The organism is Gloeocapsa sp. DLM2.Bin57, assembly GCA_007693955.1.
In the GTDB taxonomy this organism is placed as follows: Bacteria; Cyanobacteriota; Cyanobacteriia; order Cyanobacteriales; family Gloeocapsaceae; genus Gloeocapsa.
Genome location: RECR01000071.1, coordinates 25,234 through 41,390, shown reverse-complemented (window position 1 = coordinate 41,390; position 16,157 = coordinate 25,234). Strand labels below are relative to the sequence as shown.

General features: G+C 36.9%; 15 protein-coding genes. 11 read left to right on the top strand and 4 right to left on the bottom strand.

The features are described from left to right. Positions 1-149: 149 nt before the first annotated feature. The gene (locus EA365_09105) at positions 150-884 is read right to left on the bottom strand and encodes an ATP-binding cassette domain-containing protein (GenBank protein ID TVQ44936.1); all 735 of its coding nucleotides are present in this window, start codon (positions 882-884) and stop codon (positions 150-152) included. Between the two features lie 15 nt (positions 885-899). On the opposite strand from EA365_09105, the gene mutL reads away from it, so the two are divergent. The 5 genes from mutL (at position 900) to EA365_09080 (ending at position 5,600) form a co-directional block, all read left to right on the top strand. Further along, positions 900-2,558 carry a DNA mismatch repair endonuclease MutL gene (gene mutL / locus EA365_09100; GenBank protein ID TVQ44935.1) on the top strand — a complete coding sequence of 553 codons (1,659 nt, stop codon included), beginning with the start codon at positions 900-902 and terminating at the stop codon, positions 2,556-2,558. Continuing rightward, positions 2,559-2,807: a LapA family protein gene (locus EA365_09095; GenBank protein TVQ44934.1), complete on the top strand. Its 249-nt coding sequence runs from the start codon at positions 2,559-2,561 to the stop codon at positions 2,805-2,807. Between the two features lie 15 nt (positions 2,808-2,822). Beyond that, the gene (locus tag EA365_09090; GenBank protein ID TVQ44933.1) at positions 2,823-3,701 is read left to right on the top strand and encodes an SDR family oxidoreductase; all 879 of its coding nucleotides are present in this window, start codon (positions 2,823-2,825) and stop codon (positions 3,699-3,701) included. 89 nt (positions 3,702-3,790) lie between these two features. After that, positions 3,791-4,714 (top strand): carotenoid biosynthesis protein, encoded by a 924-nt coding sequence (locus tag EA365_09085; protein ID TVQ44932.1) that lies wholly within the window; start codon positions 3,791-3,793, stop codon positions 4,712-4,714. A 127-nt stretch (positions 4,715-4,841) separates the two neighbouring features. Next, positions 4,842-5,600 carry a hypothetical protein gene (locus EA365_09080; protein TVQ44931.1) on the top strand — a complete coding sequence of 253 codons (759 nt, stop codon included), beginning with the start codon at positions 4,842-4,844 and terminating at the stop codon, positions 5,598-5,600. Positions 5,601-5,629: 29 nt separating this feature from the next. On the opposite strand, the gene EA365_09075 is transcribed toward EA365_09080, so the two are convergent. Together EA365_09075 and EA365_09070 are read right to left on the bottom strand one after the other, a co-directional pair. Further along, positions 5,630-6,496 carry a hypothetical protein gene (locus EA365_09075; protein ID TVQ44930.1) on the bottom strand — a complete coding sequence of 289 codons (867 nt, stop codon included), beginning with the start codon at positions 6,494-6,496 and terminating at the stop codon, positions 5,630-5,632. Between the two features lie 29 nt (positions 6,497-6,525). After that, complete coding sequence (locus tag EA365_09070) at positions 6,526-6,711, bottom strand: hypothetical protein (GenBank protein ID TVQ44929.1); 186 nt, start codon at positions 6,709-6,711, stop codon at positions 6,526-6,528. A 358-nt stretch (positions 6,712-7,069) separates the two neighbouring features. Here EA365_09070 and EA365_09065 point away from each other — a divergent pair, with 358 nt between their 5' ends. Next, positions 7,070-7,930 (top strand): ferredoxin:protochlorophyllide reductase (ATP-dependent) iron-sulfur ATP-binding protein, encoded by an 861-nt coding sequence (locus EA365_09065; protein ID TVQ44928.1) that lies wholly within the window; start codon positions 7,070-7,072, stop codon positions 7,928-7,930. A 12-nt stretch (positions 7,931-7,942) separates the two neighbouring features. After that, complete coding sequence (locus EA365_09060; protein ID TVQ44927.1) at positions 7,943-9,325, top strand: ferredoxin:protochlorophyllide reductase (ATP-dependent) subunit N; 1,383 nt, start codon at positions 7,943-7,945, stop codon at positions 9,323-9,325. A gap of 36 nt (positions 9,326-9,361) precedes the next feature. On the opposite strand, the gene EA365_09055 is transcribed toward EA365_09060, so the two are convergent. Beyond that, complete coding sequence (locus EA365_09055) at positions 9,362-10,822, bottom strand: SGNH/GDSL hydrolase family protein (protein ID TVQ44926.1); 1,461 nt, start codon at positions 10,820-10,822, stop codon at positions 9,362-9,364. A gap of 177 nt (positions 10,823-10,999) precedes the next feature. On the opposite strand from EA365_09055, the gene feoB reads away from it, so the two are divergent. The 4 genes from feoB to EA365_09035 all read left to right on the top strand — a co-directional run bounded on the left by feoB (position 11,000) and on the right by EA365_09035 (position 16,035). Next, positions 11,000-12,844 carry a ferrous iron transport protein B gene (gene feoB / locus EA365_09050; GenBank protein ID TVQ44925.1) on the top strand — a complete coding sequence of 615 codons (1,845 nt, stop codon included), beginning with the start codon at positions 11,000-11,002 and terminating at the stop codon, positions 12,842-12,844. A 5-nt stretch (positions 12,845-12,849) separates the two neighbouring features. Beyond that, positions 12,850-13,041, top strand: coding sequence for a DUF3593 domain-containing protein (locus EA365_09045; protein ID TVQ44939.1), 192 nt, complete (start codon positions 12,850-12,852; stop codon positions 13,039-13,041). Positions 13,042-14,021: 980 nt separating this feature from the next. Continuing rightward, positions 14,022-15,809, top strand: a complete 1,788-nt coding sequence (ltrA, locus tag EA365_09040) for a group II intron reverse transcriptase/maturase (protein TVQ44924.1) — start codon at positions 14,022-14,024, stop codon at positions 15,807-15,809. A gap of 79 nt (positions 15,810-15,888) precedes the next feature. After that, entirely contained in the window at positions 15,889-16,035 is a 147-nt protein-coding gene (locus EA365_09035) for a DUF3593 domain-containing protein (protein TVQ44923.1), read from the top strand. Positions 16,036-16,157: the final 122 nt, after the last annotated feature.

Genomic DNA, 16,157 nt, shown 5'->3' with positions numbered 1-16,157 from the left:
AATTGCCTTATCTTCTTTTTCCAGTCTCAGTTTTAGACTTATTCAGCAAGCCCTACATAAGATTTGGGCGCTAAAACTGGTATATATTTTACTTTGACTCTAACTAACTCAATCATATATATTATATATATAAGGACTTACGTTAATTATCACCATTCCTCGTGATTTTCCTGAGATAATTGACTAAATTTTGAGCTTAAGGTTTGCCAATCTATTTGACTATTAGGAGTATGTTGATAAATTTTACCTTGGTGTAACCAGAGGATTTGTTGTGCGAATTGTTGGACTAAATTTAATTGATGATTAACCATAATAATGGTCATTTGACGTTCTTGAGCTTGTTTGATGAGCGTTTCCATGAGATGATGGGCTACAGCTACATCTAAAGCTGAGGTAGGTTCATCTAGTAGTAATATTTTCGGTTCTTGAATTAAAGCACGAGCGATCGCTACTTGTTGTCGTTGACCTAGTGATAATTGTAGTTCGTTACGTTCTAACCAACTTTCGGGTATATGTAATTGTTCTCGCCAATAATCAATTCTTGCTTTAATTAGAGTCGCAGATTGTTTTTGTAAGATTAAAGGATAAGCTAAAGCATCAGCGACAGTCATACCTAATAGTTTAGGTTCTTGGAGAACTAATGCTATCATAGATCGCAGTTTAAAGACAGAAATTGTCGTAATATCTTGTTGTTGAAAATAAATCTTACCTTGAGTAGGACTATTAAGTCTATTGAGTAATCTTAACAGAGAGGTTTTACCAGAACCAACTGTACCAATAATACCAAGGCGATCGCCCTGTTTAACCTCAAAAGAAATTCCTGAGAGTAAATACCGAGATTGATTAGGAGTAGTTAAGCTTACTGCTGATAATTCTAAACTCATTATGTTGATAATTTCGTGCTTAGTCCAACCAATAAAATCAAAATCTTACCTACTGATGTTAGTGCGCTCTTAGCTGCAGGTCAAGTAATTGACTCTTTTGCAGCGGTAGTGAGAGAATTAGTCGAAAATTCCCTAGATGCGGGAGCAAATCGACTAGTTATCTCATTATGGCCCGATTTATGGCGTTTACAAGTGGTAGATAACGGTTGTGGAATGTCACCTGAAGATTTACGTTTAGCTTGTGCTCCCCATAGTACCAGTAAGATTACTCAATCACAAGATTTACATCAAATCAAGAGTTTAGGATTTAGGGGAGAAGCCCTCTATAGTTTAGCGCAATTGGCTGATTTAGAGATTTTAAGCCGTCTTAATCAACAAAATTCTTTAGGATGGTGTTTAGTTTATCGAGAAGGAAAAATAGTCTCTCAAGAGAATATAGCGATCGCTCCTGGAACTATTATTAATGTTAGTAACCTCTTTCAAAATTGGGAAGTCAGGAGAGACGCAATCCAAAAAAATAGTAAACCTAAACTTAAAGAGATTCAAAAACTAATTGGGGATATGGCTTTAACTCATCCTCAAATCAATTGGCAAATTAAACTTAAAGATCAACCTTGGTTAAGAATTAGTCCTAGCAATAGCCCCAAAGAAATCATACCACAAATCATTAAAGCGATCACTCTCAATGATTTAATCCAAAAAGAATGGGAATTTAACTCTGGTAAAATAACTCTGGTGATGGGGTTACCAGATCGTTGTCACCGTCAACGTCCAGATTGGGTTAAAATAGCTATTAACGGTCGTGTAGTCAAATGTCCTGAACTTGAACAAACAATTTTAGCTAACACAGTCAGAATGTTTCCTCGCGATCGTTATCCCTTATGTTTTCTCCATTTACAGATTACACCAGAACATATTGATTGGAATCGTCACCCCGCTAAATCAGAAGTATATCTAGAAAATAACACTTTTTACCAAGAGCAAATTAAAACCACACTAACAGAAATATTTAAACTTAATTTAGAACATCTAGAGCCTGGGGTTCACAATCAACGAGTTAAACAATTACTGAAAGTTTCCGAGCCTCAACAAGGTTATCATCTTAATAAACTTCCCCAATCAGAAATCAGTCTGATGCAATTAAAAGCTTTAACTCAAGTTCATCGCACTTATATAGTCGCTGAACATAGTAATGGTTTATGGTTGATTGAACAACATATAGCTCATGAACGAGTTATCTACGAACAATTACAACAAGATTGGTCTTTAGTTGCTCTAGATAAACCAATTATGCTCAATACAATTAGTAATCAAGCTAGGGAAAACTTAGAAAATTTAGGGATAATAGTAGAAAATTTTGGAGAACAAACCTGGTTGATCCGCAATATTCCCGCTACTTTAGTTAATCGCTCTGATTGTCATGAAGCTTTGATAGAATTAAGTCAAGGTGGGGATTTAGACAGTGCACAAGTGGCGATCGCTTGTCGTAGTGCAATCCGCAATGGTACAGAATTAAGCTTAACACAAATGCAAAACTTACTTGACCAATGGCAAATGACGCGCAATCCTCGTACTTGTCCCCACGGAAGACCAATTTATTTATCCTTAGAAGAGTCTAGTCTAGCGCGTTTTTTCCGTCGTCATTGGGTAATTGGCAAAAGTCATGGAATTTAGATGATGAAAAACCTAGCTAATTTAATCGCAGCTACTCTAATCATGGGTTGGATTGTCAGTGTTGCGGTTTTTTCGATTCAAAATATCCAACCAGTTAGTATCAGTTTTTTAGTTTGGGAATCGATTACAATGCCCATAGGAGTTTTATTAGCCTTTTGCGTGGGTTTTGGTCTGATTTTAGGCGCGATCCTCCCTCTTGCTTGGGGATTACTCGTTACTAGTAAAAAGAAAAAACCCTTACAATATTAACGATAGGAGTATAAAATGTTTTTAGTTACAGGTGCTACAGGTTCACTAGGACGCAGAATCGTTAAACAATTAAGAGCAGAAAATCTCCCTGTTAGAGCTATGGTGAGATTATTATCTCAATATCAGGAGTTAGAGACTCTCGGTGCGGAAATTTGTCTAGGAGATTTAAAACAAGATCGCGATATCGCTAGAGCTTGTCAAGGTGTAGAATATATTATCTCTACTCATGGCTCAGGAGGAGATACAGAGGCGATCGAATATCGCGCTAATGTCGAATTAATCGACCAAGCTAAAAAAAATGGTGTCAAACACTTTGTGTACATTTCCGTCATTGGTGTAGATAGAGGTTATCAAGATAGTGCAGTTTTTAAAGCTAAACGAGAGGTAGAGAAATATTTAGTTAACAGTGGGGTTAGATATACTATTCTGAGACCTTCTGGTTTTGCTAGTAGTTTGATTCCCCTGGCAGAAAGATTCAAAGAAACCGGTATCTATCTAGTGATTGGAGACACCCAAAATCGTTCCTCGATCATTAGTACCGATGATTTAGCCAAGATAGCGATCGCCTCTGTGACTAAAGAAGGAGCATTTAATCAAATTATCCCCGTAGGAGGACCAGAAATCCTCAAAAGGGAAGATATCGCCGGAATTTTCGCTAAGTTATACCAGAAAGACCCTATTATCCTCAACCCTCCCCTATTATTACTAGACGGTGTGCGCAACTTCTTTGGCTTAGTCAATCCTGATATCGCGAGAGGATTGGGAACATTAAGAACTTTATTAGCCAACGAATTCTTCTGTACTCCCGATGAAGTGGCTAGAGTGGAGCAGATTTACGATTTTCAACTAGAAACCTTGGAAAATTTCTTAAAACGTTACGTTCCCGCGGTTTAACACTGGAAAAAATCTTTCTCTTAGTGACATTTTTTGCTAAAGATTTGTAAACTATTGTTAAAATCGATTTAACTTAATTGACAAAACAGATGAATTCAAACTCAAGTAAATCACTGCTGACTCTAGAAAGGAGTCTGCTAATTGGTCATATCCTGTCGATGGGCTTTGGTTTAGCAGGATTATTAATCGTCCTACCTAATCCCCAATTTATCGCTAGTTTACCAGCAATTGGTCAAAAAGCCTTTGGGTGGTCTATGGCTGGTGGAGGAGTGGTATATATGCTCCTAGGTATAGCAACCGTAGCTATCTACGCTTATCGTAGTCTAGGATTATGGCACTGGTTGACCTTTATGTTGCCCGCTTTATTTATTTCTCTGGGTAGCGAATTACTAGGAACTAGTACTGGTTTTCCTTTTGGACATTATCGCTATCTCAACGGTTTGGGTTACAAAATCGCCGGCTTAGTACCCTTTACTATACCCCTATCCTGGTTTTATTTGGGCTTCAGCGCCTATTTAATCGCACTTCTAGGACTTTCTAACCGCAATTTGACTAATTGGCTCAAAATTCCCCTAGTAATTTCTTTAGGGTCATTATTATTAACTTCCTGGGACTTTGTTTTAGATCCTGCGATGAGCCAAACTAAAGTACCCTTTTGGTTATGGGAGCAACCTGGAGCTTTCTTTGGAATGCCTTACCAGAACTTTGTCGGTTGGTTTGGTACTGGAGTAGTATTTATGATTGTGGCTACTTTTTTCTGGAAATTTAAACCTTTATCTACTAATATACAACTAGAAACACCTCTGATTGTTTATCTAGGTAATTTTGGTTTTGCTATGATTATGAGTCTAGCCGAAGGTATTTATATACCTGTAATACTTGGAATTATACTAGGGGTTATTCCTGTACTTTGGCTTTACCGTAGTGCTAAAAATAATCAAAACTCTAACTCTCTCAATTATGAGATACTAGAAGAGCAAGGTATGCAATTACCTGTAGCTTCAATTAAGTAAGCCAAGCCTCCCTTAATATTCTCCTAGCTTGACTAGGAGATTTTTAAATAATTAATCAAACTTAATATCATCCTACAAAGGTGACCGAAAAAAGCTAATCTAGAAGTAGTAAGAAATTAAGGAAACTATGAATACACCAGCCACCAATACTTCTATACCAAATCCTAATCTACTGACAGAGGAAATCGAAGAGATTGGTTTTTCCCTAGTCGGTAATAATCTCAATCCTATGATGTTAAGTTATGAGTTTCTTACCTCTAGTGGAATTGTGCCACGTAATTGGGAATTAGCCAAACAACCCGCTACTAATCAACGGATGAGTCAGATTGCTTTTCAAAATGGGGTTAGTATCGTCGCTCAACCGGGTGTAGTTAATTTTGTCGAAGGAGTCAACGGTAAAAAACTTAAAGAGCTTTTGTCTCCTAATGTTGTTTTAGAATACATCACTAAATTACCTCATGCTGAATATCAAAGGCTCAATATTACTCCCAAAATGATTGTACCTTTTGGAGAGGGCGATCCCGATGCAGCTAGAAAATTTATCACAGAAGTTTTATTAAATGAGGGTTCTTGGAAAGAATTTGGTCAAGCACCAGTTCAAGCAAGCTTAAATCTATCTTATCAGTTAGAACAAACTATTTTCAATCTCGGTATTAATGAAGCTAAAATACAACTTCCTAATAAGGTAAGTTTAGCCGGTCTTTTGTTTGCTGGCAACTTTACTTACAATCTTCCCGAAGATAATGACGATGATCTCAAACTAGATAAATTAAAAACATACCTCAATCTTTGGCAAGAAAATATGACTACTTTTAGACAAGTAGTTAAGCAAAAGTTCTTACAAACAGCTAGTAATTCTCAAGAGAGTCTCTTTTCTTCGCTATAATTTGCTAATTAAGGAGCGCATTGACGCTCCTAACTACTAATTAAAGACAAAACAAGGGTCATAATCAATAAACAACCAGAAATCAACACAAGAAAATAAATTTTATTTTTCATTTTGTCTATTTGTGCAAATTCCCGAGGCTCTAATTTTTTAGCTTGTTTTAAATAATCTCTTTCTAGCAAAGATTGATAAATAGGATTATTATCTAAATGACTAGATTTGGTGGTTAAAGTTAAAGGATAATTACCTAAATGACTCTCTCTAGACTCCTGAATATCTTTAATTTTATGAATAGCTAGATCATTATAAGTATCCCAATTAAGTGATTGATGATAAATTTCTTCTGCTCTATCTACATCTCCTAACTCTAAATGTAAGGAAGCCTTTTCTTGTAAAGCTTTAGCAATATCATATTTACTAATATAGGGTCCAAGTTGATTAATACTCTCATAAATTTTTAAGGCTTGTTGATATTCTTTTAATCCTTTGAAAGCTTTGGCTTTTTCTAAGAGAAGTTTAGTATTAGTAGGCTCTAAACTTAATCCTTCTTCGATAAATTCTAAAGCTTTAGTATATTCTTGGGTTTTATTGTTGAGTATTCCTAAAAAGTAAAAAGCCCTAGGATAAGCGGATTTAATCCAAACAATTTGTTGATCAATTCCTTGTTTTTTTTGCCAACTATAATATTGATTAAATTCTTGTTGATTCCAAAACTTGATAACTAATTGATTAGCTTCTTCATATTGATATATATAGTTAGTAGGTGTGTTTTGAATAACTTTGAGTAATAAAGATTCTGCTTTTAAAAAATTATCTACATAAATTGCTTTAGCCGCTAAATCTACTAATTGGCAGTCTCTTGCTTCAGAGTTAGCTTCTTTATTGGTTATAAACATAGCTCGAATATCCTATTGTTTTTTCTATTTTATCTGGTTTTTTCTAGCCCATAAGTAATAGTGCTCACAGAAGCTAATAAAAATAATAACAAAATTACCCCACCAGACATACCCGAAAGAATACCGATACCTCTGAGTAAATAGATAATTGTACTTAGGGGTATGGAAATAATCACTAGGTAACGTAAAAATTCTCGCCAATATCTTCTAGACATTTAAAAATTAATAATAATTTACAACTTCATTTTTTTAATTATATAGCTCTACTTGAAAAGGGAATAGGGGAGAGGAAGAGACGGAATACCTAACCCCGAACTCATTTATAGTAGCAATTTAGCATGTTGGTGGGGAATTTGTTTATTGTTTTGCATTATTAAAAGTAAAAACAAAAAAAATGATTTATTGACTTATTTAAGCTTCAGTCAGAATTAAACTGTAAAATAAGCATAAATTAGCTTTTTAAGTGATTTAACTAGAACTAGCTAGGTTAAATGATTAAGCAACCTCTTTTCATTCCGAGAAAGATAGACAATAATGCGATCAAGGTCAAAAAAAGATTAGGAGAAAGTCAAGGTGAAAATCTCAGTTTATGGAAAAGGTGGTATTGGTAAATCAACAACGAGCTGTAATATTTCAGTAGCGCTAGCTAAAAGAGGTAAAAAGGTTTTACAAATAGGCTGTGATCCTAAACATGACAGTACTTTTACCCTGACTGGATTTCTAATCCCTACGATTATTGACACCCTACAAGAAAAGAACTTTCACTATGAAGATATTTGGCCCGAAGATGTAATTTATAAAGGATATGGTGGGGTTGATTGCGTCGAAGCAGGAGGACCACCCGCAGGGGCTGGATGTGGTGGTTATGTAGTAGGAGAAACTGTTAAATTACTCAAAGAATTAAACGCTTTTGACCAATACGATGTAATTCTTTTTGATGTTCTCGGAGACGTAGTCTGTGGTGGTTTTGCTGCTCCCTTGAACTATTCTGATTATTGTCTGATTGTCACTGATAATGGCTTTGATGCTCTTTTTGCTGCTAATCGTATCGCTGCATCAGTAAGAGAAAAAGCGCGTACTCACCGTTTACGTCTAGCGGGTTTAATCGGTAATCGCACCTCTAAACGAGATTTAATCGATAAATACGTAGAAGCTGTACCTATGCCGGTTTTAGAAATTTTACCACTAATTGAAGATATTCGAGTGTCTCGTGTTAAAGGGAAAACCCTGTTTGAAATGACCGAAAGTGATCCCTCTTTAGCTTATGTCTGTGATTACTATCTGAATATAGCTGACCAGATTTTAGCTTTACCAGAGGGAGTAGTACCTACGGGAGCACAAGATCGCGAATTATTTGAGTTATTGTCCGACTTTTATCTCAATCCTGTGAGTAATAATAACACCGCCAACGAATTAGATCTAATGATTGTTTAAGAGAGGATAATTATGACTTTAGCTAAAGAGACTAGTAATTTAGATTTTTCTTGTGAAACGGGAAATTATCATACATTTTGCCCCATTAGCTGTGTAGCTTGGTTATACCAAAAGATAGAGGATAGCTTCTTTTTGGTGATTGGTACTAAAACCTGTGGTTATTTCTTACAGAATGCTATGGGAGTAATGATTTTTGCTGAGCCTCGTTACGCTATGGCAGAATTGGAAGAAGGGGATATCTCTGCACAACTCCACGATTATGAAGAGTTAAAACGACTCTGTACTCAAATCAAACGCGATCGCAATCCTAGTGTAATTGTCTGGATTGGTACTTGTACCACCGAAATTATCAAGATGGATTTAGAGGGTTTAGCACCTAAACTCGAATCAGACATAGGTATTCCTATAGTAGTAGCTAGAGCTAATGGTTTAGACTATGCTTTTACTCAGGGAGAAGATACAGTCTTAGCTGCAATGGCTAATAAATGTCCTGATAAAGCACCGACAACGGAAAAAGAGGAACGTAACGCGATTCACAAGCTACTCAATTTTGGACGTAAGGAAGAGCAAATAGAAGCAGAAGAAGCTAGTTACAAGGATCATCCTCCTTTGGTTTTGTTTGGATCTCTTCCTGATCCAGTGGTTACTAATTTAACTCTAGAATTGAAGAAACAAGGTATCAAGGTTTCAGGGTGGTTACCTTCTAAACGTTATACCGAGTTACCCGTGATTGAAAAAGACTACTATGTCTGTGGGGTTAATCCTTTTTTAAGTCGCACAGCTACTACTTTAATGCGTCGGCGTCAGTGTAAACTAATTGGCGCACCTTTCCCCATTGGTCCTGATGGTACACGTGCTTGGATTGAGAAGATTTGTTCTGTTTTTAAGATTGAACCACAGGGATTGGAGGAAAGAGAAGCTAAAATCTGGTCAAGTCTGGAAGATTATCTAGAATTGTTGCGCGGTAAATCGGTTTTCTTCATGGGTGACAATTTACTAGAGATATCTTTAGCGCGCTTCTTGATTCGCTGTGGGATGACTTGTCCTGAAATTGGTATTCCCTACATGGATAAACGCTACCAAAAAGCTGAGTTAGATTTTCTCGAACAAACTTGTCAAGAAATGGGTGTACCTTTACCCAAAATTGTGGAAAAACCCGACAACTACGCGCAAATTCAACGGATCAAGGAATTACAACCTGATTTAGTTATTACGGGTATGGCTCACGCTAATCCTCTCGAAGCGCGTAATATTAGTACTAAATGGTCAGTTGAGTTCACTTTTGCTCAAATTCACGGTTTTACTAACGCTAGAGATATTTTAGAGTTAGCCACTCGTCCTTTACGTCGTAATCAACGATTAGATAGTTTGCCCTTAATGCCAACTAATTGGTAGAAAGGATTTAGAATGAGCGAATGAGGGAAAAAATAATTAATTCTTCATTCTCTTACCTTTTTCTTCTATCCATTGCTCTGGGTTAATTTCTTCTAAATTCAGTTTAGCTGGATCTAAAGGAGGTTTATAAATCCGAATTGCGGTAATGGGAACTTTTCCTGATTCTCTAGGAATAATCGTTAAAGTGTGTTTTTCGTTAGTCAATCCTTGAGCTAAAATTACTGTAGATTCGCGGTGAAATCCTCTAAATTTAGGTTTCTGATAAATATCTGTGCCTAATAATTTAGAGCTGAATCTTAATTGATAACCTGGTTTAATTGGGGATACTTTATAATTAACGGTTTTTAACCACCAATCCTCGGGAAGAATTACTATTCTATGAGAATTAGAAGTAAATTTTTCCCCATTGTTACCTATTCCATCAAATCCCGTTTTACTTCCAGTTAATTTAAAGTTAAATAACATATTTTCTGCTGTTGATTCAATTTCTAAAATTTCTATTTCCCAATCTTCTGCTTGTAGGGGAGATTCCCAATTAATCCGAAAGGGTGCGCTAACATCCCAGGGCCAATCTACGGTATCATCATAGTTAGCTCTGGTAAAACTGTATAAATCGGGGATTTCTGAGGGGTGTTTACCATCTATGAAGATTTCTGCTTCAGCTTCTCCAAAAAGACTAGCGATCGCTTCTACTCTATTCCCCACAAATTCTAAGTTTAATTGACCATTATTCCACTGAATATCTCGATTAACTTGATAAGTTTTGACTCTATCTTCCCAAATATCTTGAGCTTGGGGATTAACTACAAGGTAAGCTTTGATTATCTGAGACATTAACAAGTTTCCATGGCTATTTAGATGGATATTATCTCTTAATAATTCTTGGGGTTGATAGTTATGTTTACTTAAATATTCTTGCCAAATTGACCGCACATTGATTAATTCACAATGATATTTTTCAGCCATTCTTGGTAAAAAATACTGATTCATAAATCTTGACCAATCACTATTACTACCTGCATAATGGTCGGTTTGAATAGCGATATCCGCTGTGGTTAAAGTGCGCATTTTTTGAATGATTTGTTCATATTTATCGTGGGCTCCATACACATGAAAAATGATTAAATCTGGATAAAAATTAATTAAATCTCTCTCCACATTGAGAACTAATAATTGTGAACTAAAACCACCGATAGCTAAATTTTTACTAACAATATCAGCTTGGGGAAAACGTCTTTTTAATCCTCTAGTTACTTCTTCGGTCCACTGATCACGAGTAATAGATTGACCATAAAATAATACCCTAATTTCTCTTTCGTTTTGAGATAACAAATTAGTTGTATAAGCTAAATTTAAACCTGGATTAAAGTTAGGATATAATTCTTGAATATTAATCGATAACTTATAAAAACCTGTACTGATGACTAAGGTTGTTACTAACAAAACTAGAGTAACCCAAGGTTTAATTTTTTTAAATTTAAAATTGCTTAGGAACATTATATCGATAATTGGTTATATAATAAATGTAAATAAGGCTACTGTTTTTGAGCTAGTGCCAGAAGTCTAAATGATCATTAAGATTCTAGCAAGTCTAGATTTTTTCTGGTACTATTGAGAATTATTAGCAAAACTATTTTGCCATTACTTTCAGGTTAATCAAGAGTTAGATAAGTCATGAGTCATTGTCATAGTGGGGCTGTATATCCAGATATCTCCAGTAAAATCAAACGCATTGGGGTGATTGGACAACCAAATACGGGTAAATCCACGTTTTTTAACCGAATTACAGGGGCTGGGGCTGCGGTAGCTAATTGGCCGGGATTAACGGTAGATTTATTGAAAGCTTCTATCAAAATGAACCAAGAGTCGGTAGAATTTGTTGATTTACCAGGAATCTATGATCTCAATGGTTATAGCGAAGATGAAAGGGTTGTACAAAAGTTTTTAGAAACTTACTCGGTTAATTTGATTTTGGTGGTTATTAACGCAACGCAAATAGATCGTCAGATTCGGATGGCATTACAGGTTAAAAGTCTAGGGATTCCTGCGGTAGTAGTTTTAAATATGTCCGATGAGGCTAAACGCTATGGTGTTAAAATCAACCAAGAGATGTTAAGCGATCGCCTAGGAATGCCAGTTTACCCCATTAGTGCTAAATATGGGACTGGTTGTCAAAGGGCGATAGCAGGGATAGAAAAAGTTTTAGCCGAACAACCTCAAAGCTACAAAGTCGATAATCTCCAAACTCATCTTGCTACTAACCCTGTCACAGAAGATGATTTAGTTATCACCCTAGAAAATGCGGTAGAAATGCCTTCTCTCACCGCGATGACCTTTACCAATACTATAGACAAGGTAATGTTGCACCCAATTTGGGGCTTACCTGTCTTCTTTCTAACCATGTTAGTGGTATTCTGGTTAATTTGGACTATTGGTCTTCCTTCTGCTGATCCTGTAGATGCGGTAACAGGTTGGATACAAGAGACAATACTTGAACCAGTATTGAGCTTTTTACCCGAAACAGTCAAAGAATTACTAATTGATGGGATTTGGGGGGGGTTTGCAGCGATTATCTCTTTCTTACCTCTGGTAGGGTTATTTTTCGTGGCTATGTCGGTATTAGAAGACAGTGGTTATCTCCCTCGCGCCGCCTATATTATGGACGCTTTTATGGCGCGTCTGGGGCTAGATGGTCGCGCTTTTGTGTTGCAGATGATGGGCTTTGGTTGTAATGTTCCTGCAATAATGGGTACTAGGGTAATTCGTTCTAGATCCATGCGGTTATTATCTATGCTGATTATTCCCTTTTCTCTTTGTTCAGCTAGATTACAAGTATTCGTCTTTATCTTAGCGATTATTTTACCAGGTCCACAGGGGGCGATCGCTTTATTCCTCCTCTACCTACTTAGTTTCGTCGTTGCTTTTGGAGTAGCCGCAATTTTAAGCAATAACCAACATTTCCAAAGTCGTGAACCTTTCGTGTTAGAATTACCTCCCTATCGTTTTCCTACCCTGAAACAGGTATTCTGGCGAGTCTGGAATGAGATGAAACATTTTGTACAGAGAGTAACTCTTTTTGCGATCGTAGGTGGAACAGTGATCTGGTTATTAAGTAATTTTCCCGCAGACAGCGAAGGTTTAGATACTTTTGCTGGTAGATTGGGAATGATTTTTGACCCAATTATGAGTCTAATTGGGATTAATCCTTTTCTAACTGTTTCTCTGTTGATTGGATTTATTGCTAAAGAAGTACAAATCTCGGCTTTAGCTACTATTTACTCTTTGAGTGATAATGACCTTTTAGCTGCTAAATTGAGTGAGACTATCACTTTTGCTCAAGGATTTAGCTACTGTATCTTTAGTCTCATTTATATTCCCTGTTTAACCACTATTAGCACTATCTGGGGTGAAACTCGTTCAGTTGGCTTTACTATTTTATCCTTAGTGTTCCCTCTTGCCTTAGCATGGGTAATGAGTTTGCTATTCTATCAAGGTATGCGTTTAGTTGGTTTAGCATAATAATGATTTCTCCAGAGACTCTTTTTGCTGTGTCTTTATTCCCCTACTTGGGGTTTCTTTGGTTTCTAACGAAATCCGAGACAACCCCTCGTTTAGCCTTAATTGGCTTTTATCTATTGTTATTATTTGTGGCGATTACTATTCCCGCGGGGATTTATAGTAAAGTTCACTATAACGATTCTGTGCGATTCGTTTAGGTTGAAGTGTGTATAGCCAAAGTCTAATCAGATTATCATCTGAAAGGACATTAGATGACGATTCTAGACACTATAAGACCTAGCAAGGTATAAATCCTCAAAAAGGGATTTTAAGATATCTTAAAATCGATTCTAGAGGAAGGTGATGAAAGAAGGGAGTCTGAAAATCGATAAGTAATAATACTTAAAGACATACTCAAAATAATGGTGAAGAAATAAAGTTTACATAACTTTACAGAGGAAAACCGAACAAGCCGAGTAGTGATTACCGAACAGTAAAAACCGAACCTTGACAACTGAAATTTCCATGTAGGTGACTGAATTCTACCGAGTAAATACTAAGACAGTAGAAGAGAACATCTTAAAAGAGGAAGTCCTACCCACTTAATGCTGGTGGAAAAGCATAGAGCGCCTCTCTCTGAAAGGAGATGAGGAGACCCTCAACACATGAACGTTGACGACGAATGGAGTTGAAGCAGGGCTAAAAGTTAGACTGAGGCAAAGTACAACCTTGCGCCGAAAGAATAACGAGCATGTAATTTATATTCGAGCGGGACTGAGATAGCATCAAGGAAGCGGAACTCGTGGGTTAGGAAACGAATTATCGTATGAAGCATCGTAATTTAGTAGTCAGGGAGATATATAGGTTGAGTTCCTGGCGTCCTAAATATAGGATAAGGTCAATACTACAGAACAAGTGTCGTTATGTAGAGCATTTATATAGACCCGGTGTAAAGATAAGACCTAAAGATTACAATCAATGGAAATTTCGGAACGAATTAACCTATATCTATCTCTTGGAAGGGTCGATATTCCAAGTAGGTTAGTCAGCCAGACGGTAGGTATAGGAGGGATGGAGTAAGAAGCTAAAGCCTAACCTGAATTGACAGGTAATGCCTAAAAAGGGAAGGGGTAATGCCCGGGATATGCAGACGTACTCCGCAATTAGAACAGAGTATAGTTTCAAGTAGGAAAGGTAAATGACTAAAACAGAAAATGTGGTAAGAGACATTGATTGGGAATGGGCTAATGTCGATTGGCGGAAAGTTCAAACTACAGTGTTTCGCCTCCAAAAGAGAATATACAAAGCTTCACGTTGTGGTAATGTCCGTAAAGTAAGGAAACTCCAGAAAACGCTGATGAGATCTTGGTCGGCTAAGGTGTTAGCTGTCAGACAGGTATCGCAAGATAATCGAGGGAAGAAAACGGCAGGTGTGGATGGTGTTAAATCGTTGTCCCGAGAAGCTCGTGTGAAACTCGTAGGTCAATTAAAGTTAACTGGGAAATCAAAAGCTACGCGCAGAGTGTGGATACCAAAACCCGGAAAGACAGAGAAGAGACCATTGGGAATACCAACAATGTATGATAGAGCACTCCAGGCACTGGTAAAATTAGCCTTAGAACCTGAATGGGAGGCAAAATTCGAGCCTTCCAGTTATGGGTTTAGACCAGGAAGGTCTTGTCAAGATGCGATAAAACACATAAAAGATGCAGTAAAAGGAGCAGAGAAATATGTTCTAGATGCTGACATAGCGAAATGTTTTGACCGCATAAACCATAATGCCCTACTAGATAAAACAGGTTATAAAGGTTTGTTAAGGCAACAAATTAAAGCCTGGTTAAAATCTGGTGTATTAGACCAAGGGGTATTTTCTAAGACAGAAATGGGAACTCCTCAAGGTGGTGTTATAAGCCCTTTATTAGCAAACATAGCTCTAGATGGGATTGAAAGAATGCTAAAAAAATATGCAGAAAATGCAAAAGGGTGGAAATCACCTGGAGGACATAACCTTAGTAGAGAAGGCAGAGTATGGTCATTAACATTCGTAAGATATGCGGATGACTTTGTTGTACTACATAGGAATAAAGAGGTTGTCTTGGAATGTAAGGAATTAATATCCTCATGGTTACTTGACATAGGACTTGAACTAAAACCTGAAAAGACACGGCTAGCACACACTGTTTATCCTGAACGAAGTGAAGATGGAGAGGCAGGTTTCAATTTTCTAGGATTCCATATACGTGGATACGAGATGAGTAAACATAAGTGTGCAAGAAATACGAAAAGTGTTCCCCTCGGGTGGAGAGTACTCATTCATCCGACCAAAGAGAAAATAGCGAATCATATGAAGGGGATAGAAAGAGTAATTAAAGCTCTAAGAAAAGCCCCACAAGCTGCTCTAATTAAGGAGTTAAATCCGAAAATAAGAGGGTGGAGGCAGTATTACAGACATAGTGATACAAAAAGTATGGGGATACTCTCAAAATGTGATAGTATGTTGTATGAAAAACTCAGAGGTTGGGCAGTATCGAAGGGATCGAAAGAAAACTTCTATAAAAAATACTGGCAGAAGATAGATGGAAGAAAGGTATTTTCGACCAGAGAAGGAGAAGTTAGGTATAAGTTGGAAACCTATAACCCTAAAGGTGAACATCATTCAAGTGTTGACTATATAAAGGTTAGGGGAGATAAAAGTCCTTACGATGGAGATTGGAAGTACTGGGCTACGCGAAGAGGTCAATATCCTGAAACTCCGAATAAGGTTGCGAAACTGTTACAAAGACAGAAGGGTAGATGTACTTGGTGTGGTTTATATTTCAAAGATGGAGATATATTGGAAGTTGATCATATTAAGCCAAAATCGAAAGGTGGAGGTCATGGTTTGAAAAACTTACAACTACTGCATGGACATTGTCATGATGAAAAAACAAAACAGGATCAAAAAAGATGGCTAAAAGAGTACATCGAGGAAGGTCACTGGAACTGAGGAAGCGCGTAATGTCAAAACGCATTCTAGTTGAGTAGCCGTATGAGGGGAAACTCTCACGTACGGTTTCGGAAGAGAGGTGTGGTGTAGTGATACACCCATCGACTCTAACTTAGCTAATATAGATTGGTTACACGGAGGCGCAGAATTTTTTCTGACTGTCTCTAATTTAGTAGTTGTTTTAGGTTTTAGTCAGGCGATTTTACGAATTAAAAATAAATCATAGACAAGTTTAAGAAGATAATGCTAGTATGAACTCACCACAACTAGCTATTATCAATCATGGATGTTAAATTAGTCATGGTCATTTTGACCAGCCTTTTTACCGTTTCGGCTTTATTTTTTGCC